This window comes from Kitasatospora sp. NPDC003701 (assembly GCF_053587085.1).
Map to the genome: position 1 here is coordinate 25,403 of NZ_JBSFNM010000043.1, position 22,112 is coordinate 47,514.

A 22,112-nucleotide genomic window follows, 5' to 3' on the forward strand; every position below is an offset into this window, starting at 1 on the left:
CCGGGCCGGCGGGGCAGCGCGCTCCCGGGCCGGCGTCCGCCCGGAGGAGGGGTGCCCGCCCGTGCGGCGGGCACCACCCTTCCCCGGAGCGGTCAGTGCTTGAAGACGTCCTTGATCTTCTCTCCCGCCTGCTTGGCGTCGCCGCTCATCTGGTCGGCCTTGCCCTCGGCGGTCAGGCGCTCGTTGCCGACCGCTTTGCCGGCCGCCTCCTTGGCCTTGCCCTTCGCCTTCTCCGCGATGTTCTTGGCCTTGTCCTCGCCGCTCATGGCTGATCTCCTTCGTGACGTTCGGACCGTCCGCCGGTGTCCCGAGCGGACCTGTGCCGCGTCTGCCCCGATTCGGGGCGTTCATGCGACCGCCCTCGGGAGACCGGCCGTGCCGTCCCGGGCCCGGTCAGGAGGCGGCCTGCTTCAGCTGCCCGGCCGCCGAGGCCCGTTCCCGGTCGGTGGACGCGCGGGCCCGGTCCTGGAGCGCCGGCAGACCGATCCCGTCCTCGTCCTGACGGGTGGCGTCGGCCCAGAGGCCCAGGAGCCCGGTGGCCTGCTCGTCCAGGCGGGCGAACCGTTCCGGCGTGGTCGGCGCGGGCCGGGCGAGCTGCTGCAGCCAGCTCTGGGCGAGGTACTCGGCGGGGGCGTCGCCGAAGGCCGGGGGCGTCGGCCCGGTGGGGGCCAGGCCCTGGAGCGCCGCCTGCTGCCACGCCGTGCGGTCGCCCGCGCCGCGACCGCGCAGGACGTCGTCGGCGATGCCGTCGAAGACCCCGGCGGGTGCGGCCGCGCGCGCCAGCGCGTCCTCGATCGCGGTCCGGGCGGGGCCGGCGGGGACGGCGGCCAGGCCCGCCGCGCCCTGCCGCAGATCGGCGCCGCGCAGGGTCGCGTAGGCCGCCGGGCTCTCGGCGAGCCCGCGCAGGACCCCGGTCAGCTGGTCCTTGCGGACGGCGAAGTGCACCCCCCGGTCGTCCTGCCAGGCGTCGGCGTCCGGGCCGTCGTGCGCCATGGCGGTGTCGCTGATGCCGGTGAGCACCGCATGGGTGTCGGCGGCGTAGTCCGCGAGGGCCCGGGCGAGCGGGCCGCGCACGTCCGGGTGCACGCGGACGTGCGCGGCGTCCGCGACGGCCAGGACGACCGTGCGCATCGCGTGGGCCTGCGCCGGGGTGTGGACGCCGGGCTGCTCGCCGGTGGTGGCGCGGCGCAGCCCGTCGGCGAGTTCGCCGCACGGCAGCCCGGAGCGCCAGGACGCCCCGAGGACGGTGCGCACGCCGTCGTCCGTGCGCAGGCCGGCGCAGTCCCGGTCGGGGTCGTCGCGCCCGAGCGTCCACCACAGCCCGGTGCCGACCGCGGCCGCCACCACCAGGGCGATCGCGGCGGCCGCGGCGCGGCGGGCGGTGGGGGCGGCCGCCATCAGGCGTTGCCCCGGCCGAGGTAGCGGCCGGCGACGTCGTTGCTGCGGTTGCGGCTGTTGAGCATGTCGTCCTGCAGGGAGTTGACGGTCGGGCCGTCCGGGTCCATGCCGCGGTCCCTCGCCCAGATGCCGACCATGTCGGACATCTGGCGGTTGGCCCCGAGGTAGGTGTCCGAGATCTTGGCGTTGGCCTCGGTGTTGTTCTGGTCCTTCTCCTCCAGGCTGACCGCGTACGTCCAGGTGTCGACCAGGCGCTGGGCGGCGTCGCCGAGCGGGGCGATCGGCGTGATCGGGGCGCCGATGGTGTGGTAGAGGACCTTGGCCTTCCAGTCGGCCTGGGCGTTCTTGTCGTCGCGCAGGTCCATCGCGGCGTCCGCCCGGATCGCGTCGAAGACCCCGAGGGCCGCGGCGCCCTTGCCCATCGGGTCCTTCATCTGGGCCTCGGTCGGGTTGGGGCCGATGGCGGCGAACTCCTGGTCGATCCGGCCGGTCTCGGCGCGGTGCAGGGTGCCGTAGGCCGCCGGGTCGTCCGAGAGACCGCGCATGAACCGCACCAGGCTGTCCTGGCCGACGGCCATCCGGGTGGTGTCGCCGTCCTTCCACACCGAGTCGTGCCCGAGGTGGCCGTTGTAGGCGTCGTTGCGGCCGTTGAGCAGCTCGTGGGTGTCCCCGACGTAGTCGGCGAGGGCGTTGGCGAGCGGCCGGCGCAGGGTGTCCTTGATCTTGTCGCCGCCGTGGCCCTCGTCCAGGGTGACGATGGTGTCGTGCATGACCCGGGCCTGGGCCTCGGTGTGCTTGCCGTCGTGCGCGGTGCCGGCCCGCTCGCCGGTGGAGGCGGCCTCGATCGCGGCGGCCAGCCCGCTTTGGGAGAGCGGGTCGGGCATCTTCATCACGCCGTAGCCGGTGAGGTAGCCCTCCGGCCAGTCGCGGTCCTTCAGCAGGTAGTGCAGCCGCTTGTTGGCGCCGTCGGCGCCGGGGTCGAGGTAGGAGGTGGCGGCCTCGGGCTGGCGGCCCATCACGCCGAGCACCTCGTCCAGCGGGTCGGCGCCGATGGAGGTGCCGTCGTGGGAGGCCTTGTAGCTCCAGAGGCCCGGGTGGTCCTTCTCGCTCGCGGTGATGTCGTCGGCGAGGTCGGTGAGGAAGGGCGTCGAGTACTTCGCGTCGCCCTTGGTCATCAGGGTGCTGAGGATCTGGTACCCGTAGACCGGCTCGGTGTTGGAGCCGAAGTTCCTGGTGCCGCTCTCCTTCAGGCCCGCGCGCCACTTCTTGTAGAACTCGGTGGTCGGGTCCTGGGTGGCGGAGGCGACGGCCCGGGTGAGATCGGTCTGCAGGCCGGGGTAGCTGCCCTTCTTCCCGTCGTCCTTGCCGGGGTTGTTGAGCTTCTCCGCGAGCTTCAGGGTGCCGTCGGGGCCGAGCGTGTCCAGCAGCGTCCGCGAGAACTCCGGGCTGTCCGCACTGGCCTTCATCAGGTTCGCCAACTGCGCCCGCTCGTCGGCGTTCAGGCTGTCGATCCGGGTGGCGAGGTCGGCGGCCCGCTGCGCGTCGGCCTTGTCCCCGCCGCCCAGAGCCCGGCCGTTGAAGGAGTTGTCGATGCTGCCGGCCTTCGAGGCGCCGCGCAGGGCGTGTGCGGCCCGCTGGTCGGCGTCGGTGGCGCGCTGGATGCCGGCCTCGATGGCCTTCGTCCACTGGCCCGCGGCCTCCTGGTAGGCCCGCTGGGTGTCGGCGTCGTGGTGGAGGTCGTTGCGGGTGCCCGGGTCGAGCGTGGTGGGGTCGAGGACGGCGACACCGGTGCCGGTGACCTTGAAGCCGGCCTTGACCGCGCCGTCGGCCGCCTCGCGGACCTGCTTCTGGGCGGCTTCGAAGTCCGCGCGCGCGTCGTCGAGCAGCGAGGCGACGGCCTTCGCCTCGACCTGTGCGGCCGTGATCTGGCCCTTGGTGGCCAGGAGCTGGAAGTCGGCCAGACCGGCCGTGCCGCCCGTCCACAGCCCGTTGCGGGTCACCGAGAGCACGTCGCGGTCGAAGCTGCCCTCCATGGCGTGGAACCGGTCGGCCATCGCCCGCCACTGCGTCGCGGCGGTGGAGAGGGTGCCGGGGTTCGCGTTGAGGACGTCCTCGTATCCGAGCATGGGTCACTTCACCTTGAGCGAGTCGGCGATGGACTGGTTGGTGGTGTGGTAGTTGAACGTGGTCTGTTGCATCGCGGAGCTGTTCCGGTGCAGCCGCGCGGTCAACTGGTCCACCTGCTCGTGCCACTCGGTCAGTGCCGCGCGCAGCGCCCCGGCGGTGTCCCAGCCCTTGTGCGCCGCGGCCGCGGCGGCGGTCGACTCGTCGGCCAGCGCCCCGATAATCCCGCTGTCCAGTGCCATGCCGTTCAGCGCCGACTGCGCGCCGTTCATCGCCTGGCTGTTGAGACTGAACTGACCGCCGCCTGCCGGTGTGCCCATGCTCGCCCGCCCCCGTTCCGTGCGTTCCCTCGCGCGCCCGGCCGGGGACGGGGAGCGGTTGTGCCGCGCGCAACTCCCGGGGCCCGCCGGGCTCCTGAGTGCGCTGATCGTCACCGGACGTGCCGTCGACCCACCGGGCGCATGGTCGGCGCGATCGTACTGGACGGCGGGCGTTCGATCCCGGGAGCGAAGGGGCCCGGCCCGGGGCTCCGGCCGGGCCCGGGGGTGCACACCGCGGCCCGGCCGGTCGCCCGGCGGTCGTTCACGCAGGTCAGGGAGCGCGTACCCGGGCTCCTGGCCCCCGGAGTAAAGGTTTCGTCATGATTGTCCGCGACCGCTCACTTCCGGGCCGGCACCGCTCACTTCCGGGCCGGCACCGCCCTCCCGGCCGGGGCGGCCGGGACGACCAGCGGGGTGCCGGTCTCCGGGTCCTCGATGACGCGGCAGGGCAGCCGGTAGACCTCCTCGACCAGCTCGGCGGTGAGGATCGCGCCGGGCTCCCCGGCGGCCACCACCCGGCCGTCGCGCATCACGATCAGATGGCCGGCGTACCGGGCCGCCTGGTTGAGGTCGTGCAGGACGGCGACCAGGGTGCGGCCCTGCTCGCGGTGGAGGCGGTCGCACAGGTCGAGCACGTCGACCTGGTGGCTGATGTCCAGGAACGTGGTCGGTTCGTCGAGCAGCAGCAGCGGGGTCTGCTGGGCGAGGGCCATGGCGATCCACACCCGCTGGCGCTGACCGCCGGAGAGCTCGTCCACCGTGCGGTCCGCCAGCTCGGCGACGCCGGTGGCGGCCATCGACTCCTCGGTGATCCGCTCGTCCTCGCGCGACCACTGGCGCAGCAGGCCCTGGTGCGGGTAGCGGCCCCGGGCGACGAGATCGCCGACGGTGATGCCCTCGGGGGCCACCGAGGACTGCGGCAGCAGGCCCAGGGTGCGGGCCACCTGACGGGCCGGGAGCCCGGCGATGTCCTGTCCGTCGAGCAGCACCGCCCCGGCGGCGGGCTTGAGCACCCGGGCGAGGGCGCGCAGCAGGGTGGACTTGCCGCAGGCGTTCGGGCCGATGATGACGGTGAAGGAGTGGTCGGGGATCGCGACGTCGAGGCCCTCGGCGATGATCCGCCGGTCGTAGCCGAGGGTCAGCCCCCGCCCGGCGAGGCGGCTGGCGTCCGGTCGGTCCTGCTGGGGTACGGGCGTCATGGCGTGGTCTCTTCCGTCCGAACTCGGGTCGATGGGCACGGGGGTCTCCTCACAGCCGTCCGGCGCGGCGCTGGGCGGCGAGCAGCCAGACCAGGTAGCCGCCGCCGAGGACGCCCGTCACCACACCGACGGGCAGCTGCCGCTCCCCGAAGGCGTACTGGGCCGCGAGGTCGGCGCCGGCCAGCAGCGCGGCGCCCAGGGCGACCGAGGCGAGGAGGTTGGGCCCGGGGGCGCGGGTGAGCCGGCGGGCCAGCTGCGGCGCGGTGAGCGCCACGAAGGAGACCGGCCCGGCGGCCGCCGCCGCGACCGAGGCGAGCAGCACGGCGGCGGCCAGCAGGGTCAGGCGGATCCGCGCCACCGGCACCCCGAGGGCGACGGCCGCGTCGTCCCCCATCTCCAGCATCCGCAGGCCCGGTCCGCAGGCGAGCAGCACCACGGGGACGAGGACGGCGAGCACGACCAGCAGGGGCAGTGCGTCGTCCCAGCCGCGTCCGTCGAGGCTGCCGGTGAGCCAGAGCAGGGCGCGGGCGGCCTCCGTCAGCTTGACCCGGGTGAGCAGGTAGCCGTTCACCCCGGTGAGCACGGCGGCGACACCGATGCCGACCAGGACCAGCCGGTGGCCGCCGACGCCCTGATGCCGGGCCAGCGCCCAGATCAGCGCTCCCGCGGCGACCCCGCCGGCCACCGCGCCGCCGGCCAGGACCAGGCTGCCGCCGCCGGCCGTGACGGCCAGCAGCGCGCCGGTGGCCGCGCCCTGGGTGACGCCGAGGATGTCGGGGCTGCCCAGCGGGTTGCGCACCAGGGCCTGCAGGACGGCGCCGGAGAGCGCGAGCGCGGCGCCGGTGAGCAGCGCCGTCGCCACGCGCGGCAGGCGCAGCTCGTTGACGATGAAGTCGGCCGCCGGGTCGCCGCCGCCGGTCAGGGCGCGGATCACCTCGACCGGGTCGAGCGGGTAGTCGCCGCTGCCGAGCGTCACCACGGCGAGCGCGAGGGCGGCGAGCAGGCAGGCCGCGCCGGCGATCACGGCCCGGGGCCGGTACCGCACCGAGAGGCCGCCCGGGGTGCGCACGGTCCTGGTCCGGTCGGCGGTTCGCGTGGTCGCGCTCATGCCCGGGCCGCCTTTCCACGACGGACGAAGATCAGGAAGAACACGCCGCCGAGCACCGAGGTGACGATGCCGACCTGGAGCTCGCCGGGCCGGCCGAGCACCCGGCCGAGCACGTCCGAGCCGAGCAGCAGCACCGGTGCGAGGACGGCGCAGTACGGCAGCATCCAGCGCAGGTCGGGCCCGGTGAGGGCGCGGACCAGGTGGGGCACCGTCAGGCCGACGAAGACGATCGGCCCGCAGGCGGCGGTGGCCGCCCCGCACAGCAGGGTGACCGCCACGATGGCGCCGGCCCGCACCCGGGCCGGGTGGGCGCCCAGCGCCCGGGCGGACTCGTCACCCATGGCCAGCGCGTTCAGCGGGCGGGCCAGCGCGAGCGCGAGGACGAGGCCGGTCAGGACGAACGGCGCCACGGCGGTGACGGTCGAGGGCAGCGCCGAGGCCAGCGAGCCGACCGTCCAGAAGCGCATCCGGTCCAGCGAGGCCGAGTCCAGCAGCATCACGGCGCTGACGTACGAGTAGAGCGCGGCGTTCAGGGCGGCGCCGGCCAGCGCCAGCCGGGCGGGGGTGGCCTGCCGCCCGCCGCCGACCGCGTACACCGCCACGGACACCACGGCGGCGCCGAGCAGGCCGAACCACACGTAGCCGGTGAAGCCGCCGATGCCGAGGAAGGCGATCGCCGAGGCGATGGCCGCCGAGGCGCCCGCGTTGATGCCCAGCAGGCCGGGGTCGGCGAGCGGGTTGCGGGTGACGGCCTGCATGACGGCGCCGGCCAGCCCGAGCGCGGCGCCGGCGAGCAGCCCGAGCAGGGTGCGCGGCAGTCGCATCCGGGTCACCACGGTGTACGCGGGCGAGGCGGGGTCGGTGAGCCCGTGCCAGACCTCGGCGGGGGAGAGCGACTTGGCGCCCACCGCGATGCTGAGCACCAGGACGGCGGCCAGCAGGAGGACGGCGGCGACCAGGCCGAGCGCGCGGGTCCGGCCGCCGGTCCGGCGCCGGGGTGCGGCCGGTGCGGGCGTGTCGGCCGGGCCGGTCCGCTCGGGCGGTCCGGTCCGCTCGGGCGGCTCCGAACGGGAGGTGACGACGTGCATGGTGCTGCTCCGGGAACGGACGGACGGGTGCCGCCGGGGAAGCGTCGGCGGAGAAAAGGCTAGGCTAACCTAAGATCGATCTCGGGCCGTCGGCAGCACCGGCCCCGTACCAGCACCTACCGAACAAAGGCACCCCCATGCCCATCGCCCGTCCGCCCCGGCCCACCCGCCGCACCCTGCTCACCGCCGCCGGCGTCACCGGCCTCGGCGCCGCACTCGCCGCCTGCGGCGGCGGTTCCAAGGGAGCGGGCGGCCAGGACTCCGCCGACGGCAAGGCCTGGTCCTTCACCGACGACCGGAAGAAGGCCGTCACCGCCAAGAGCACCCCCCGGCGGATCGTCGCCTTCACCGGCACCGCCGCCGCCCTCCACGACTTCGGCCTGGACTCCCGGCTGGTCGGCGTGTTCGGCGAGACCAAGCTCGCGGACGGCAAGGCCGACCCGGCCGCCGGCAACCTCGACGTCGACCGGGTCACCATCGTCGGCAACGCCTGGGGCGAGTTCGCCATCGAGAAGTACGCCGCGCTGCGCCCCGACCTCCTGGTCACCCACATGTACGACCCGGACGCCCTTTGGTACGTCCCGGACGAGAGCAAGGACAAGATCCTCGCGCTCGCGCCCAGCGTCGCGATCACCACCGCCCGGGTGCCGCTGCCCGAGCCGATCAAGCGGTACGCCGAGCTGGCCGCCTCGCTCGGCGCGGACCTGAACGCCAAGCAGGTCACCGACGCCAAGGCCCGGTTCGAGGCCGCCGCCGAGACGCTGCGCCAGGCCGCCAAGGCCGCCGGCGGCATCAAGGTCATGGCCGCCTCCGGCAGCGCCGACCTCTTCTACGTCTCCAACCCGGCGCTCAGCACCGACCTGATGTACTTCCGTGAGCTGGGCATCGACTTCGTGGTCCCCGACACGCTCGACCCCACCGGCTACTACGAGGGCCTGAGCTGGGAGAACGCGGCCAAGTACCAGGCGGACCTGATCCTGCTCGACAACCGGAGCACCGCCCTCCAGCCCGCCGACCTCGCGGCCAAGCCCACCTGGTCCGCGCTGCCCGCCGTCAAGGCCGGCCAGGTCACCCCGTGGGACGCCGTGCCGCGCTTCTCCTGGCTGGGCGCGGCCCCGCTGCTGGAGAACCTCGCCAAGGCCGTCCAGAGCGCCAAGAAGCTCGGGTGAGCACGGTGGGTACCGAGGACGTCGACACCGCGGTGGCGCAGGCCGCCGAGCAGTTCCGCTTCTTCGCCGCCGAGGTGGTCCGGAGCCTGCGGCTCGGCCCAACACCGTCCGGGTCACCCTCGGCGGCGCGGGGCTGGACGGCTTCGCGAGCGGCGGCCGAGACCAGAGCTTCTCGCTCTTCCTCCCGCACCCCGGCCAGGACGCCCCGGTGCTGCCCGTCGAGGAGGGTGCCGGCTGGTTCGCCGCGTGGCGCGCCCTCGACGAGTCCGTCCGGGCCGTCATGCGCTCCTACACCGTCCGGGCCCAGCGCTATCTCCCGGGCGGCGGCACGGAGTTGGACGTCGACTTCGCGCTGCACGGCGACACCGGGCCGGCCTCCCGCTGGGCGGCCCGGGCCGAACCGGGCGACCGGGTGCTGCTGCTCGGCCCCGCCGTCGCCGACAACCGCAGCGTCGGCTTCCGCCCCCCGGCCGGGACCAGGACCGTCCTGCTCGCCGCCGACGAGACCGCGCTGCCCGCCGCCGCCGCGATCCTGGAGTGGCTCCCGGCGGACGTCACCGTGCAGGCCTTCCTGCAAGTCCCGCAGACCGCGGACATCCAGGACCTGCCCACCCGGGCGACGGCCGAGACGCGGTGGCTGGTCGGCACCGACCTGCTGCTCCCGGCGGTCCGCGGCGCGACCCTGCCCGCCGAGGACGAGCCCGACGGTCAGGTCTACGCCTGGCTCGCGGGCGAGGCCGGCACCGTCCGCGCCCTGCGCCGCCACCTGGTCGGCGAGCGCGGCATCGACCGGCGCCGGATCGAGTTCTCCGGCTACTGGCGCCGCGGCGCCTCCGAGGAGGACCTGCGCGCCGAGGCCCTGGCCGCCCACGAGGCGGGCACCGCCGAGGCCGGGTAGCCGCCGGGTCGACCGCCCCGGCCGGCCGCGCCCGCTCGTGCGGCCGGCCGGCCGAACGGCACGGCGAAGCCCCCGTCAGGGCCCCGGCTCCGGCGGTCCGGGGGCCTCGAACCGGGCCAGCGCCTCCCGGGCCCGGCGCAGGACGGTACCGGGGTCGGCGTCGGCGTCCACGGTCACCCCGGGCTCGTCGGGCTGGAGCGGCTCCAGGGTGTCGAACTGCGACCGCAGGAGCGCGGTCGGCATGAAGTGCCCGGCGCGCCGGGCGATCCGGGCGTGCGCGACCTCCCGGTCCAGGGCCAGGTACAGGAACCGGACGCCCGGTCCGGCGGCCCGCAGGACGTCGCGGTACTCCTGTTTGAGCGCCGAGCAGGAGACGACGGCGCCCGCCCCGGCCCGGGTGGTGCGCCGGATCCAGTCGGCCAGGCTGCTCAGCCACGGCTCCCGGTCCTCGTCGGTCAGGGCGTGTCCGGCCGCCATCCTGGCGATGTTCGCCGCCGGGTGGAAGTCGTCGCCCTCCGCGAAGGGCACCTTGCGCTCCCGCGCGAGCAGCCGGCCCAGCGTGCTCTTGCCCGAGGCGGAGACCCCCATGACCACGACGACGGCGGGTGCCGGTTCGGACGTCTCCACAGGGCCTCTCCCGGATCGCACGTGGGCTGGACGGCCGTCCCAGGAGATCATGCGGGTCAGGCCGCCCAGCCGCGCCGCGCCAACGACCGGCCCCGGGCGAGCCGCGCGGATTGCCGCCGCCGGTGATCGCTGTTGGGATCGCGGTATGAGCCCGTCCAGCACCGAGCCCGGTGGCCCCCCGGCCAGGATCCTGCTGCCCTACCCGCCCGAGCGGGTCGGCGGCCCACCGGCGGCCGCCGTCACGGTGTGGGACGGGAGTTCCGACGGCCCGGCCCAGCGGGTGCTCGACGAGGTGGAGTTCTTCGTCGTCCCCTACGGCCGCACGTCGGCCGCCCTCCCGCTGCTCGCCCGGATGCCGAGGCTGCGCGTCGTGCAGAGCCTGTCGGCGGGCGTCGACGACCTGGTCCCCGCCGTGCCGCCGGGCGTGCTGCTGTGCAACGCGCGGGGTGTCCACGACGCGAGTACGGCCGAACTCGCCGTCACCCTGGTGCTCGCCTCGTTGCGGGGTGTGCCGGGCTTCGTCCGGGCGCAGGACGCCGGCCGCTGGGAGGACGGCCGCGGGGAGGGCGGCGCGTTCGCCTCGCTCGCCGACCGCACGGTGCTGCTGGTGGGCCACGGCTCGATCGGTGCGGCCGTCGAGGAGCGGCTGCTGCCGTTCGAGTGCGAGGTGCTGCGGATCGCCCGCCGGGCCAGGACGGCTCCCCGCGGGCCGGTGCACGCCTTCGCCGACCTCTCGCACCTGCTGCCGCGCGCCGACGTGGTGGTGCTGACCGTCCCGCTCACCGACGGGACGAGGGGGCTGGTCGACGCCGGCTTCCTCGCCCGGATGAAGGACGGCGCGCTGCTGGTCAACGTCGCCCGCGGCGCGGTGGTGGACACCGGCGCGCTGCTCGCCGAGCTGCGGGCCGGCCGGCTCGCCGCGGCGCTCGACGTCACCGACCCGGAGCCGCTGCCCGCCGGCCACCCCCTCTGGCACGCCCCCCACACCCTGATCAGCCCCCACGTGGGCGGCAACAGCACCGCCTTCCTGCCCCGGGCGCTGCGCCTGGTCCGCACCCAGCTGGAGCGCTTCCTGGCCGGCGAACCGCTGGCCAACGTGGTGGCCCCGCCGGCCGCCTGAGCACGGCGGCGGCGCCCGGTTGCGCCCTCCGGGGGATCCCGCCGACCCGAATGGCCGACCGGTGCGAGCCGTCCGCCCGGCCGACGGCCCGCGCCCACGAGTGTGGACCCCCGGTGCCGGCTTGCGGCGAACGACGGGAGACAGTCATGGCAGCGCCTGTGGACGAGGACCGGCGGTCGGTGCCACCGATCCTCCGGGGGCAGAAGGCCCTGGTGACCGGTGCGAACTCCGGGATCGGCAAGGCCACCGCGATCGGCCTGGGCCGGGCCGGCGCCGACGTCGTGGTGAACTACGTCTCCGGCGCCGAGGCCGCCGAGGAGGTGGTCGAGGAGATCAGGTCCTTCGGGGTGAGGGCCTACGCCCACGAGGCGGACGTCTCCCAGGAGGACCAGGTCGTGGCGATGGTCGCGCGGATGGTCGAGGAGTTCGGCACGATCGACATCATGGTGGCCAACGCCGGCCTGCAACGGGACGCCGCCGTCACCGACATGACCCTCGCCCAGTGGCAGAAGGTGCTGGACGTCAACCTCACCGGCCAGTTCCTGTGCGCCCGGGAGGCGACGAAGGAGTTCGTCCGCCGCGGCGTCGTCCCGGAGGTGTCCCGCTCGGCCGGCAAGATCGTCTGCATGAGCTCGGTCCACCAGATCATCCCCTGGGCGGGCCACGTGAACTACGCCTCCTCCAAGGGCGGCGTCCTGATGCTGATGCAGACCCTGGCGCAGGAGCTCGCTCCGCAGGGGATCCGGGTGAACGCCGTCGCGCCCGGCGCGATCCGCACACCCATCAACACGTCCGCCTGGGACACCCCGCAGGCCGAGGCCGACCTCCTCGAGCTGATCCCCTACCGCCGGGTCGGCGATCCGGAGGACATCGCCAGGGCGGTGACCCTCCTGGCCTCCGACCTGATGGACTACGTCGTCGGCACCACCCTGTACGTCGACGGCGGGATGACCCTCTTCCCCGGCTTCGCCACCGGAGGCTGACCGCGCCGTGGACGACCGCACCGTGGACAACCGTGGGGCCGACCGCCGGCCGGGGGCCCGAAGCGCCCGCCGCGCCCCGTACACCGCCCCGTGCGCCGCACGGGCCGCGCACCGGCCGCGGAGGTCCGTATGAACACCGCCGCACACCTCCTGGCGGACACCCCCGCGCAGCTGCTCCCCGCCCGGGAGCTGATGGCGTTCACGCTGGCCTCCCACATCACCCTGGTGCCGCTGGGCGTGGCGCTGCCCCTGATCACCCTGCTGATGCACTACCGGGGCCTGCGCCGCGCCGACCCGGTCGCGCTGCTGCTGGCACGCCGGTGGTCCGCGGTGATGGCCGTCCAGTTCGCGGTCGGCATCGTCACCGGCACGGTGCTGTCCTTCGAGTTCGGGCTGCTCTGGCCCGGCATGATGGGCCGCTGGGGGGACGTCTTCGGGCTCGGCTTCGGAGTCGAGGCCTGGGCGTTCTTCCTGGAGGCGATCCTGATCGCGATCTACCTCTACGGCTGGCGCCGGCTGAAGCCGTGGACGCACTTCTGGCTCGGCGTGCCGCTGCCGCTGGCGGCCCTGATGGGGGCGTTCGGCATCATCGCGGCGAACTCGTGGATGAACACCCCGCAGGGGTTCACCCTCGACCCGGCCGGGAGGCCGGTGAACGTCAGCGTCCAGCAGGCGATCTTCACCCCGATGTTCGGCCCGCAGTACTGGCACTTCGCCGTCGCGATGTTCCTGACCGCGGGCTACGTGGTGGCCGGCGTCTACGCGGTCGGCTGGCTGCGCGGCCGCCGCGACCACTACCACCGCCTCGGCTTCACCGTGCCGTTCACCGTCGCGGCGATCCTCACCCCCGTCCAGTTCGTGCTCGGGGACAACATCGCGCGGCAGATCTTCCAGAAGCAGCCGATCAAGTTCGCCGCCGTCGAGCTGGTCTGGGAGACCGACACCCACGTCCCCGAGTACCTGTTCGGCCGCCTCCAGGAGGACGGCAGCGTCAAGGGCGGTCTGAAGATCCCCCAACTCGACTCCGTCCTGGCCGGGTTGAGCACCGACACCCAGGTCACCGGGCTCAGCTCGGTCCCGGCCGACGACCGGCCCACGGCGCTCCAGGCGACCATCGCGCACTGGGCCTTCGACATCATGGCGACCATCGGCAGCGTCCTGATCCTGCTCGCCCTCTGGTACGCCTGGTGCTGGTGGCGGCGCCGCGACCTGCCGAGGTCCCGCTGGTTCTTCCGCAGCGCGGCCGTCGCCGGCGTCGCCAGCGTGGTGACGGTGGAGTGCGGCTGGATCACCACCGAGGTCGGCCGGCAGCCCTGGATCGTCTACCAGAACATGCGGGTCTCCGAGGCGGTCACCCCCACCGGCGCCGCCTCGCTGTGGACCATGTTCGGCGTCGTCGTCACGGTCTACGTGCTCGTCTTCGGGGCGTTCCTCGCCGTCGTCCTGAAGATGCGCACCCGCTGGCGCCTCGCCGACTCCGGCTCCGGGCAGGCCGCCGCGGAGGACCCGGAGGCCGACACACCGTACGGTCCGCGGCCGGAGCCGGCCGCCGGCGCGCCGGGCACCCGTCGAGCACCCGGGGGCGAGCTGTGACCGCGACCGTCGTCGCCTGGATCCTGCTGCTCGCCATCGCCGCCTACGCCGGCGGCGGTGGCGTGGACTACGGCGCCGGGTTCTGGGACCTGCTGGCCGGCGGCGCCGAGCGCGGCAGACGGCCGCGCCGGCTGATCGACCACGCCATGGCGCCGGTCTGGGAGGTCAACAACGTCTGGCTGATCTTCGTCTTCGTGGTGATGTGGACCGGCTTCCCGGTGTTCTTCCAGACCGTCTTCACCGCCCTGTGGCTCCCGCTGGCGCTGGCGGCCGTCGGCATGGTCCTGCGCGGCGCCGGGTTCGCGCTGCGCAAGCCCACCAAACGCCTCGCCGAGCGGCGGATCTACGGCGCCGTCTTCGCCGTCTCCTCGCTGCTCACGCCGTTCTTCCTGGGCGCCGCCGTCGGCGGGGTGGCCTCCGGCCGGGTCGCGCCCGGCACCACCGCCTCGGCCGACGCGTGGGCCAACACCACGTCGATCATGGCCGGACTGCTCGCCGTGGCGGTCACCGCCTTCCTCGGCGCGGTGTTCCTCACCGTGGACGCCCGCCGCTTCGGCGCCCACGACCTCGTCGGCTACTTCCGGCTCCGGGCCCGGATCGCCGCCGCCGGCCTGGTCGTCCTCGGGGTGATCGGCCTGACCGTGACCGACCCGCACGCCGGCTACGTCCACCACGGGCTCACCCACGGCGCCGGGCTCGCCCTCGGCATCGTCGCGGCGGTGGCGCTGGCGGCCACGGTCTGGCTGGTCGCCGGCCCGGCCGCCGGGTGGGCCCGGTACACCTCGGTGGCCGTCGTGGTCCTGCTGGTCGGCGCCTGGGGCTTCGCCCAGCGGCCCTACCTGGTGCCCACCTCGCTGACCGTCCAGCAGGCCGCCGGGGCGAGTGCGCCGCTCCAGTGGATGCTGATCGTCGCGGCCGTGTCGCTCGTGCTGATCGGCCCGGCGCTGGTCGTGCTGTACCGCCTCGACACGCACGGCGTGCTGGAACCCCTCACCGACGAGGACGTCGCCGGATGACCGGCCCGCCGGGCGACGGCCCGGCCGGTCCGACCGGCGGGACGGCAGCCGAGGAGCGGGAGCGATGACATCGACCCAGGTCACGGTGGGCCTCGGGCTGATCACGGCGCTGGCCGTCGGCTCCCAGCTGCTGGCGAGCCTGCTGCGGGTGCCGGCGATCCTCCTGCTGCTGCCGGCCGGGTTCACCGCGGGCGCGCTGACCGACGACGTCAACCCCGACAAGCTGCTCGGCCAGGCGTTCTCCCCGCTGGTCTCGCTGGCCGTGGCCGTGATCCTCTACGACGCCGGGCTCGGGCTCGACCTGCACCAGCTCAAGGGGCACACCCGCAGGGTCGTCGTCCGGCTGATCTGGCTCGGGGCCCTGGTCACCTGGGCGTCGGCGGCGCTGCTCGCCGTCCCCGTCCTCGGCATGTCGCTGAGCGCGGCCGTGATGCTGGGCGCCATCCTCGTGGTCAGCGGGCCGACCGTGGTCGGGCCGCTGCTCGGCTTCGTCCGCCCGACCGAACGCCTGCAGCGCATCCTCGTCTGGGAGGGCACGCTGATCGACCCGCTCGGCGGCATCCTCGGGGCGCTGGTCTTCCACGGCGTGCTGGCCGGCGAACAGCACAGCCCGGCCACCCAGCTGGGCAAGTTCCTCGGCAGCGCGGTGGTCGGCCTGGCCGGCGGCGCCGCCGGAGCGGCGGTGATCCGGCTGCTGCTGCGTCGCCTCGACCTCGGCGAGGTGCTCGGAACGACGGTGCAGCTCGCCACCGTGGTCTCGGTCTCCGCGGCCTGCGACGCCTTCCGCGACGACACCGGCCTGATCGCCGCCGTGGTGATGGGCATGGCCCTGGCCAACCTGCCGGGTCTCAACCTCTCGGCCCGCCGGCCCTTCTTCGAGACGCTGGTCTCGCTGACCATCGGCGTGCTGTTCATCACCATCTCGGCCACCGTGACCCCGCAGTCGCTGCGTCATGTCGCGCTGCCCACGCTCGGCCTGGTCGCCGTGCTCGTCCTGGTGGTCCGGCCCCTGGTGGCGCTGCTCTCCACCGCCCGCACCGAGATCCCCTACCCGGAGCGCTGGTTCATCGGCTGGATGGCACCGCGCGGCATCGTCGCCGCGGCCACCGCCTCGACCTTCTCGGCCGCCCTGGTCGGCGCCGGCGTCGACGGCGCCCAGGACATCCTCCCGGCCACCTTCGTCGTGATCGTCGCCACCGTCATGGTCTACGGCCTGACCGCACTCCCGGTCGCCCGGTTCCTCCGGGTCCGCCGCTCGGCGCGGTCGCGGCCGCTGCTGGTCGGTGGCGGCCCCTGGGTGGTGGAGCTGGGCCGCGCGCTGCGCTCGGCGGGCCTGGACGTGCTCATGTGGGCCGGCCTGGACCGGGAGCGCCGGAGCATCGAGGAGGCCGGTCTGGCCCTGGCCCCCGGCGAACTGCTCGCCGCCGCCACCGGTGCCGGCGCCGAGCTGGAGGGCATCACCGACGTCCTGCTGCTGACCGACGAGGACGACTTCAACGCGCTCGCGGCGATGACCCTCAAGGAGACGGTGGAGGGCCCCGTCCACCGGCTGGAGCCGCCCACCCGCAGCCACGGCGTGGTCGCCCCGTACACCGACGGCGAGGCGCTGTTCGGGCCCGGGCTGAACCGGCCCGAACTGGCCCGCCGGTACGCGGGCGGCGGCCGGATCGTCACCCACCGGGTCGACGGCGCGATCCCGGCCGGGCACGACGTGCTGTTCCTGGTACGGCCGGACGGGCGGCTCACCGCCGTCACCGGCGCCACCGCCCCGGCGCCGGACGGCGGTGACATCGCCGTCCTGCTGACACCGTCGGCGCCGGCACCGTCGGCGGCCGGGCCCGCAGCCGCGGAGTAGGCCCCGCCGGGCCGTGGCGGCCCGCTCAGCGGATGCGCTCGGCGATGTGGTCACCGACGCGCAGCGCGTTGGCGATCGCGGTGAGGGACGGGTTCACCGCGCCGATGCTCGGGAAGAAGCCGGTGTCCACGACGTACAGGTTGTCGAGGTCGTGCGCCTTGCAGTCGACGTCCAGGGCCGAGGCCGCCGGGTCGGTGCCGAAGCGGACCGTACCGGCCTGGTGCGCGGTGGCGCCGATCGGCATGCCCTTGTGCAGGTACAGGCTGTGCGGGAGCAGGTGGTGCGGGTGCATGCCGAGCCCGCCCAGCATGCCCTGGAACTTGTGCCGCAGCCGCTTCAGCCCTTCGATGTTGTTCTTCTCGTCCAGCGCGAGGTGGATGTCGCCGTTGGCGTCCAGCGTCACGCGGTTCTCCGGCTGCGGGAGGTCCTCGCCGCACAGCCAGAAGTCGACCGCGTGGTGGGCGAGTACCTCGAAGGGCAGGTCGGGCGAGGCCAGCCCGGCCCAGCGGGGTGCCTCGCCCTTGATCTGGTCGGCGTCCGACTTGCCGAGCATCTGGACGCCGCCGAGCGGGTAGTCCCAGTCGTCGGCGCCGAGGTACCAGTCGTTGAAGGCCAGCGTCTTCTGGAACTGGGTGTCGTTCGGCTCCTCGGACACGGCCATCAGCGCCAGGTTGTTGTGCCGCATGTAGTGCCGGCCGACGGTGTCGGAGCTGTTGGCCAGGCCGCGGGGGTGCCGGTCGTTCGCCGAACGCAGCAGCAGCGCGGCGGAGTTCACCGCTCCGCAGGCGACCACCACGATGTCGCCGCGGAACCGCTCCGTCGAGCCGTCCGCCAGCTCCGCGACCACCCCGGTCACCGTGCGGCCGCCCTCGTCCGTCTCCAGCGTGCGGACGTTGGCGCCGGTGACCAGGCTGACGTTCTCGTGCTGCAGCGCCGGCTCGACGCAGATCACCTGGGAGTCCGCCTTGCCGCGGACCAGGCAGGGGAAGCCGTCGACCCGGTCGCAGCGGATGCACACGCTGTCGGGGGTCGCCCGGCCCTCCTCGTCCTGGGTGAGGTTCACCCCGATCGGCAGGTGGAACGGGTGCAGGCCGTGCTTCTCCAGGTCGTCGCTGAGTTGCTGGATCCGGGGCGCGTGCCGCACCGGCGGGTGGGCGTACTGCGCGCTGACCGGGCCCTCGCCCGGGTCCTCGCCGTGCCGGCCGTGCACCAGGTAGAGGTGCTCGGCCTGGGTGTAGTAGGGCTCCAGGTCCTCGTAACGGATCGGCCAGGCCGGGGAGATGCCGCCGTGGTGGTGCAACTCGCCGAAGTCCTCGGGCCGCAGGCGGAACAGGGCGGCGCCGTAGAACTTGGTGTTCCCGCCGACGTAGTAGTTGACCTCGGGCGGGAACTGCTCGCCGTGTTTGTCGTACCAGAACTCGGGGGCCCGGTACTTGGCCCGGACGAAGACCGCTGTCGACTCCCAGTTGTCCCGCTCCCGGGGGAGGTAGCCGCCGCGCTCCAGGATCAGGACGCGCTTCCCGGTCGGGGCGAGCCGGTGGGCGAGCGTGCCGCCGCCCGCTCCGGTGCCGATGACGATGACGTCGTAGTGCTGGTTCTCGGCCATGGAGGCCACCTCGGCTCGTGGGTCGGCGTGGCGGGCGGGCCCGCCACGCGGGGTCGGTCAGAGGATCGCGATCGGGTTGACGGGCGAGCCGGTGGCCCGGGGGAGCCGCAGCGGCGCGACCACGCAGAGGAACGACCAGCGGCCCTCCCGCTCGCAGAGCGGCACCAGGTCCTCGAACTGGAGGTAGTCGAGGAGGTACAGCCCGAGGGCGTGCACGGCCAGCACGTGCACCGGGAAGTCCACACCCTCGGTGACGGAGGGCGCGACGTCGTTGTTGCCGTCGCTGCCGAGGGCGGCCACCCGGCGTTCGGCCAGCAGCTCCATCGCCGTCGGGTGCAGGCCGGCCCGGGCCCCGGCGGCGTCCCACGGGCCGGTCTCGGTCCGCCGGCGGCGGTGGCCGACCCGGACGAAGAGCAGGTCGCCCGCGCCGAACCGGACGTGCTGGTGCTGCTCGGCGGCCGTCAACTCGTCGGCGCCGACGTGCTCGCCGGGCTCCAGCCACGGCACCCCGCGCAGCCGCGGGATGTCGAGCAGCACGCCCCGGCCGACGATCCCGTCGCGGACCAGCTCCACCGACAGCGCCGTCGCGCCCTCGGGGGTGAGGGTCGCGGCGGGCACGCCGCCGTACAGGGTGCCGTCGTAGACGACGTGGCAGAGGGCGTCGAGGTGGCTGTCGGCGTCGCCGTGCACGTTCATGCCGAAGTGGTCGGTGGCGAAGCGGAGTCCGGGGCCGTCGGCGGTCCCGGACGGGCCGGTGAGCCGGTGGGCCGCGGGCTGCGGGTTGTCGGGGCCGGCCGCGGTCTCGACCGGCGCGGCCAGCGTCACCGTCCGGCCGGTGCTGACCTCGGCCGCCGCCGCGCGGACGCGGTCCGGGGTGATCGCGGCCACCGCGCCGCCGGCACCGCCCGGGGCCCGCTGCCGCAGGCGCCGGTAGAGGGCCCGGAAGTCCTCGTGGCTCTGCCGGACCTGCCGGCCGTGCGCCGCCGCGTCCATGGCCGTCGCTCCTCGGGGCGCCTCAGCCGCGCTGCCGGTCCAGGGCCTCGTCCAGGGTGCCGGCCGCCATGATGAGCGACAGGTGCGTGAACGCCTGCGGGAAGTTGCCGAGTTGCTCACCGCTGGGCCCGACCTCCTCGGCGAACAGGCCGACGTGGTTGGCGTAGGTGTGCATCTTCTCGAAGGTGTACCGCGCGGGCCGCAGCCGGCCGGCCCGGGCCAGCGCGTCCACGTAGAGGAAGGTGCAGAGGCTGAAGGTGCCCTCCGAGCCGCGCAGGCCGTCGGGGGAGGCGGCCGGGTCGTAGCGGTAGACCAGGCTGTCGGAGACCAGGGTGCGGTCCATCGCGTCCAGGGTGGAGAGCCAGGACGGGTCCCGGGGGGCCACGAACCCGACCCGGGGCATCAGCAGCAGCGAGGCGTCGAGGACGGGGGCCCCGCCGTAGTGCTGCACGTAGGCCTGCAGCTGGTCGTTCCAGCCGCGCTCCATGACCTGCTCCAGGATGGCGTCCCGGGTCCGCGTCCAGCGTTCGGTGTGGGCCGGGCGGCGGAAGTCGGAGGCCAGGCGCAGCCCCCGGTCGAAGGCCGCCCAGCACATCACCCGGCTGTAGGTGAAGTCCTGGCGCCCGCCGCGGGTCTCCCAGATGCCCTCGTCGGGCCGGTCCCAGGAGTCGGCCAGCCAGTCCATCATCCCCGCCAGCAGTTTCCAGCCCCGGTAGCCGGCCTGGAGGGCGATCTCGCGGCCCTCCGACAGCGCGTACATCGCCTCGCCGTAGATGTCGAGCTGGAGCTGGTCGGCGGCCGCGTTGCCCAGCCGCACCGGCGCGGAGCCGCGGTACCCCTCCAGGTGGCCGAGGATCTCCTCGGTCAGGATCGGCTCGCCGTCGACCCGGTACATGATCTGCAGCGGCTCGCGGCTGGTCGCGGCCCGCTCGGGCGCCTCGCGCACGCGGTCACCGAGCCAGTGCATAAAGGCGGTCGCCTCCTCGACGAAGCCGAGGTCGAGCAGGGCGCGAACGGAGAGCGCGCCGTCGCGCACCCAGGTGTAGCGGTAGTCCCAGTTGCGCTCGCCGCCGACCTGCTCGGGCAGGCCCATGGTGGCCGCGGCCACCGGCGCGCCGGTCGGGGCGTACGTCAGCAGCTTGAGGGTGATGGCGGAGCGGTTGACCATGTCGGGCCAGCGGCCTCGGTAGTTGGAGCCGTGCACCCACCCCTGCCAGAAATCGGCGGCGCCCCAGAGGTCCCGGGTGATCCCGTCGACGGTGGGCGGCGGTGGCGGCTCGCCGCCGGGCTCGCACACGGTGAGGACGACCGCGGCCGACTGGCCGACGTTCAGCGTGACGGAGCCCCGCAGGTCGTTGCCGTCCCGCTCCACCGGGAAGGTGCTGCGGACGTAGGCGCAGACGCCCGGTGCCCGGAAGACGGCGAGATCGGGCCGCAGGTCGAGGTCGTGGTCGGCCCGGCCGTAGTCGAACCGCGGGCGGCACTCCATGTCGTAGTGGACGGTGCCGCGCACGGTCCGTACCGTCCGGACGATGGTGTGCCGGTCGGTCGGGGTGCGGCCGGTGTTCGGCGGCATCCAGTCGATCACCTCGCCGACCCCGTCGGGCGACATGAACCGGGTGACGAGCAGTGCGGTGTCCGGGTAGTACAGCTGCTTGCAGGCCACGTCGGGGTCGTTCGGCGCGAGCCGGAAGTAGCCGCCGCGGTCGTGGTCGAGCAGGGCCGCGAAGATGCTGGGGGAGTCGAAGCGCGGAGCGGCGAACCAGTCCACGACGCCCCGCGAGGTGACCAGTGCGGCGGTCTGCAGGTCCCCGATGAGGCCGTGCTCGGCGATGGGCGGGTAGCGATCCATGAGGGTCCCCGGGTCGGTAGGGTCCTTTCCTCTCACTATCGACCCGGCCCGACCGATGTGCCCGTTTGCGGCCGCCCCGGCCGGTGGACCTGCGGCGGGGCAAGGCGCGCACCCGCTGCGGAGCGTTGCCGCGAAGGAGCGGTCCGGATGGGGGATCCTGCCAGGGTCGGCGGCCGGCCGGGCCGCCGAATCCCGTGGAGGTGCAGGATTGGACATGATCCACGTCCGGATGGTGAGCCCACCGGATCTCACCGACCGGATCGTCGCCCTCCTCGCCGGTGACCCGTCCGTCCTCAACCTGATCGTGCAACCCGGTGCGGCGCGGAACCCGGACGGCGACGCGATCGTCTGCGACGTGCTGACCGGCGCCGCGAACGACGTCCTGCGCGCGCTGCGCGCGGTGCACCTGGACCGCCAGGGCTCCATCGTCATCGAACCGGTCGACATGGCCTTCGTCGGCGGCGGCGCCGAGGCCGGGGAGAGCCGGCTCGGCGCCCTCGCGCACGCGCCCGTCTGGGAGGAGGTCGAGGCACGGATCCGCGCCCAGGGGACGTACGCGCCGAGCTTCTACCTCTACCTGGTCGTCGCCGGTCTCATCGGCGCGGTCGGGATCGTCACCAACTCCCAGATCCTGATCGTCGCCGCGATGGTCGTCGGCCCCGAGTACGGGGCGATCGTGGCCGTCGCGCTGGGCATCGACCAGCACGACCGCCGGCGGATCCGCCAGGGGCTGTCCGCCCTCTGCCTGGGCTTCCTCCTCGCCATCGCCGCCACCTTGGTCTTCAGCCTGCTGATCCGCGGATTCGGCTTCGAATCGGAGGCGTTCCGCCGGGGCGTGCGGCCGGTCTCCGAGCTGATCGACACTCCCGACTTCTTCTCCTTCGCCGTGGCGGGGCTGGCCGGCGTGGTCGGCATCGTCTCGCTCACCGAGGCGAGGACGAGCGCCCTGCTGGGCGTGTTCATCTCGGTCACCACGATTCCGGCGGCGGCGGACATCGCGGTGTCCGCCGCCTTCGCCAGCTGGAGGTCGGCCTGGGGTTCGCTCCTCCAACTGCTGGTCAACATCGTGGTGCTGATCGCGGTGGGCACCGGCACGCTCCGCCTGCAACGGGACGTCTGGCGCCGGGTCGGCCGCCGCCGGGCCCGGGAGGTGGGGGCGTGAG

Annotated in this window: 18 protein-coding genes and 1 pseudogene; 8 read left to right on the forward strand and 11 right to left on the reverse strand. The window is 74.3% G+C overall.

Features of this window, described 5'->3' with window-relative positions; translation table 11 throughout:
* Positions 1-92 precede the first annotated feature (92 nt).
* From ACWDRR_RS30860 to ACWDRR_RS30890, 7 genes are all read right to left on the reverse strand, one after another.
* A complete protein-coding gene (locus ACWDRR_RS30860; RefSeq protein ID WP_449775541.1) occupies positions 93-266 on the reverse strand; it encodes a CsbD family protein in 174 nt (57 codons plus the stop codon).
* 127 nt (positions 267-393) lie between these two features.
* On the reverse strand, positions 394-1,398 hold the full coding sequence (locus tag ACWDRR_RS30865; protein ID WP_449775542.1) for a hypothetical protein: 1,005 nt from the start codon (positions 1,396-1,398) through the stop codon (positions 394-396).
* Positions 1,398-3,524: a hypothetical protein gene (locus tag ACWDRR_RS30870; RefSeq protein ID WP_449775543.1), complete on the reverse strand. Its 2,127-nt coding sequence runs from the start codon at positions 3,522-3,524 to the stop codon at positions 1,398-1,400. Before ACWDRR_RS30870 ends, ACWDRR_RS30865 begins: the two co-directional genes overlap by 1 nt.
* Positions 3,525-3,527: 3 nt before the next feature.
* Positions 3,528-3,842 (reverse strand): hypothetical protein, encoded by a 315-nt coding sequence (locus ACWDRR_RS30875; RefSeq protein ID WP_449775544.1) that lies wholly within the window; start codon positions 3,840-3,842, stop codon positions 3,528-3,530.
* 359 nt (positions 3,843-4,201) lie between these two features.
* Positions 4,202-5,041: an ABC transporter ATP-binding protein gene (locus tag ACWDRR_RS30880; RefSeq protein ID WP_449775545.1), complete on the reverse strand. Its 840-nt coding sequence runs from the start codon at positions 5,039-5,041 to the stop codon at positions 4,202-4,204.
* Between the two features lie 49 nt (positions 5,042-5,090).
* On the reverse strand, positions 5,091-6,149 hold the full coding sequence (locus ACWDRR_RS30885; protein WP_449775546.1) for a FecCD family ABC transporter permease: 1,059 nt from the start codon (positions 6,147-6,149) through the stop codon (positions 5,091-5,093).
* Positions 6,146-7,237: a FecCD family ABC transporter permease gene (locus tag ACWDRR_RS30890; RefSeq protein ID WP_449775547.1), complete on the reverse strand. Its 1,092-nt coding sequence runs from the start codon at positions 7,235-7,237 to the stop codon at positions 6,146-6,148. The genes ACWDRR_RS30885 and ACWDRR_RS30890 overlap by 4 nt, the downstream gene beginning before the upstream one ends.
* A gap of 137 nt (positions 7,238-7,374) precedes the next feature.
* On the opposite strand from ACWDRR_RS30890, the gene ACWDRR_RS30895 reads away from it, so the two are divergent.
* The gene (locus ACWDRR_RS30895; protein ID WP_449775548.1) at positions 7,375-8,406 is read left to right on the forward strand and encodes an ABC transporter substrate-binding protein; all 1,032 of its coding nucleotides are present in this window, start codon (positions 7,375-7,377) and stop codon (positions 8,404-8,406) included.
* Positions 8,403-9,304, forward strand: a pseudogene (locus ACWDRR_RS30900) (siderophore-interacting protein). The gene ACWDRR_RS30895 and the pseudogene ACWDRR_RS30900 overlap by 4 nt, the downstream one beginning before the upstream one ends.
* 75 nt (positions 9,305-9,379) lie before the next feature.
* On the opposite strand, the gene ACWDRR_RS30905 reads toward ACWDRR_RS30900, so the two are convergent.
* On the reverse strand, positions 9,380-9,892 hold the full coding sequence (locus tag ACWDRR_RS30905) for a gluconokinase (RefSeq protein WP_449775563.1): 513 nt from the start codon (positions 9,890-9,892) through the stop codon (positions 9,380-9,382).
* Positions 9,893-10,076: 184 nt separating this feature from the next.
* Between ACWDRR_RS30905 and ACWDRR_RS30910 the strand changes: the two genes are divergently transcribed.
* From ACWDRR_RS30910 to ACWDRR_RS30930, 5 genes are all read left to right on the forward strand, one after another.
* Positions 10,077-11,051: a 2-hydroxyacid dehydrogenase gene (locus tag ACWDRR_RS30910; RefSeq protein WP_449775549.1), complete on the forward strand. Its 975-nt coding sequence runs from the start codon at positions 10,077-10,079 to the stop codon at positions 11,049-11,051.
* A gap of 146 nt (positions 11,052-11,197) precedes the next feature.
* A complete protein-coding gene (locus tag ACWDRR_RS30915) occupies positions 11,198-12,034 on the forward strand; it encodes an SDR family oxidoreductase (RefSeq protein WP_449775550.1) in 837 nt (278 codons plus the stop codon).
* A gap of 129 nt (positions 12,035-12,163) precedes the next feature.
* Positions 12,164-13,627, forward strand: coding sequence for a cytochrome ubiquinol oxidase subunit I (locus ACWDRR_RS30920; RefSeq protein WP_449775551.1), 1,464 nt, complete (start codon positions 12,164-12,166; stop codon positions 13,625-13,627).
* The gene (locus ACWDRR_RS30925) at positions 13,624-14,643 is read left to right on the forward strand and encodes a cytochrome d ubiquinol oxidase subunit II (RefSeq protein WP_449775552.1); all 1,020 of its coding nucleotides are present in this window, start codon (positions 13,624-13,626) and stop codon (positions 14,641-14,643) included. The genes ACWDRR_RS30920 and ACWDRR_RS30925 overlap by 4 nt, the downstream gene beginning before the upstream one ends.
* 64 nt (positions 14,644-14,707) lie before the next feature.
* Entirely contained in the window at positions 14,708-16,498 is a 1,791-nt protein-coding gene (locus ACWDRR_RS30930; protein WP_449775553.1) for a cation:proton antiporter, read from the forward strand.
* 25 nt (positions 16,499-16,523) lie between these two features.
* Here the strand turns inward: ACWDRR_RS30930 and ACWDRR_RS30935 are convergent, their stop codons facing one another.
* The 3 genes from ACWDRR_RS30935 to ACWDRR_RS30945 are packed head-to-tail and all read right to left on the reverse strand — an operon-like array spanning position 16,524 to position 20,949.
* Entirely contained in the window at positions 16,524-18,104 is a 1,581-nt protein-coding gene (locus ACWDRR_RS30935) for a GMC oxidoreductase (protein ID WP_449775554.1), read from the reverse strand.
* Between the two features lie 57 nt (positions 18,105-18,161).
* Complete coding sequence (locus tag ACWDRR_RS30940; protein WP_449775555.1) at positions 18,162-19,097, reverse strand: cyclase family protein; 936 nt, start codon at positions 19,095-19,097, stop codon at positions 18,162-18,164.
* A 22-nt stretch (positions 19,098-19,119) separates the two neighbouring features.
* Entirely contained in the window at positions 19,120-20,949 is a 1,830-nt protein-coding gene (locus tag ACWDRR_RS30945) for a glycoside hydrolase family 15 protein (protein WP_449775556.1), read from the reverse strand.
* Positions 20,950-21,157: 208 nt separating this feature from the next.
* Between ACWDRR_RS30945 and ACWDRR_RS30950 the strand changes: the two genes are divergently transcribed.
* Complete coding sequence (locus tag ACWDRR_RS30950) at positions 21,158-22,111, forward strand: DUF389 domain-containing protein (protein WP_449775557.1); 954 nt, start codon at positions 21,158-21,160, stop codon at positions 22,109-22,111.
* The last annotated feature ends 1 nt before the right edge of the window (position 22,112 follow it).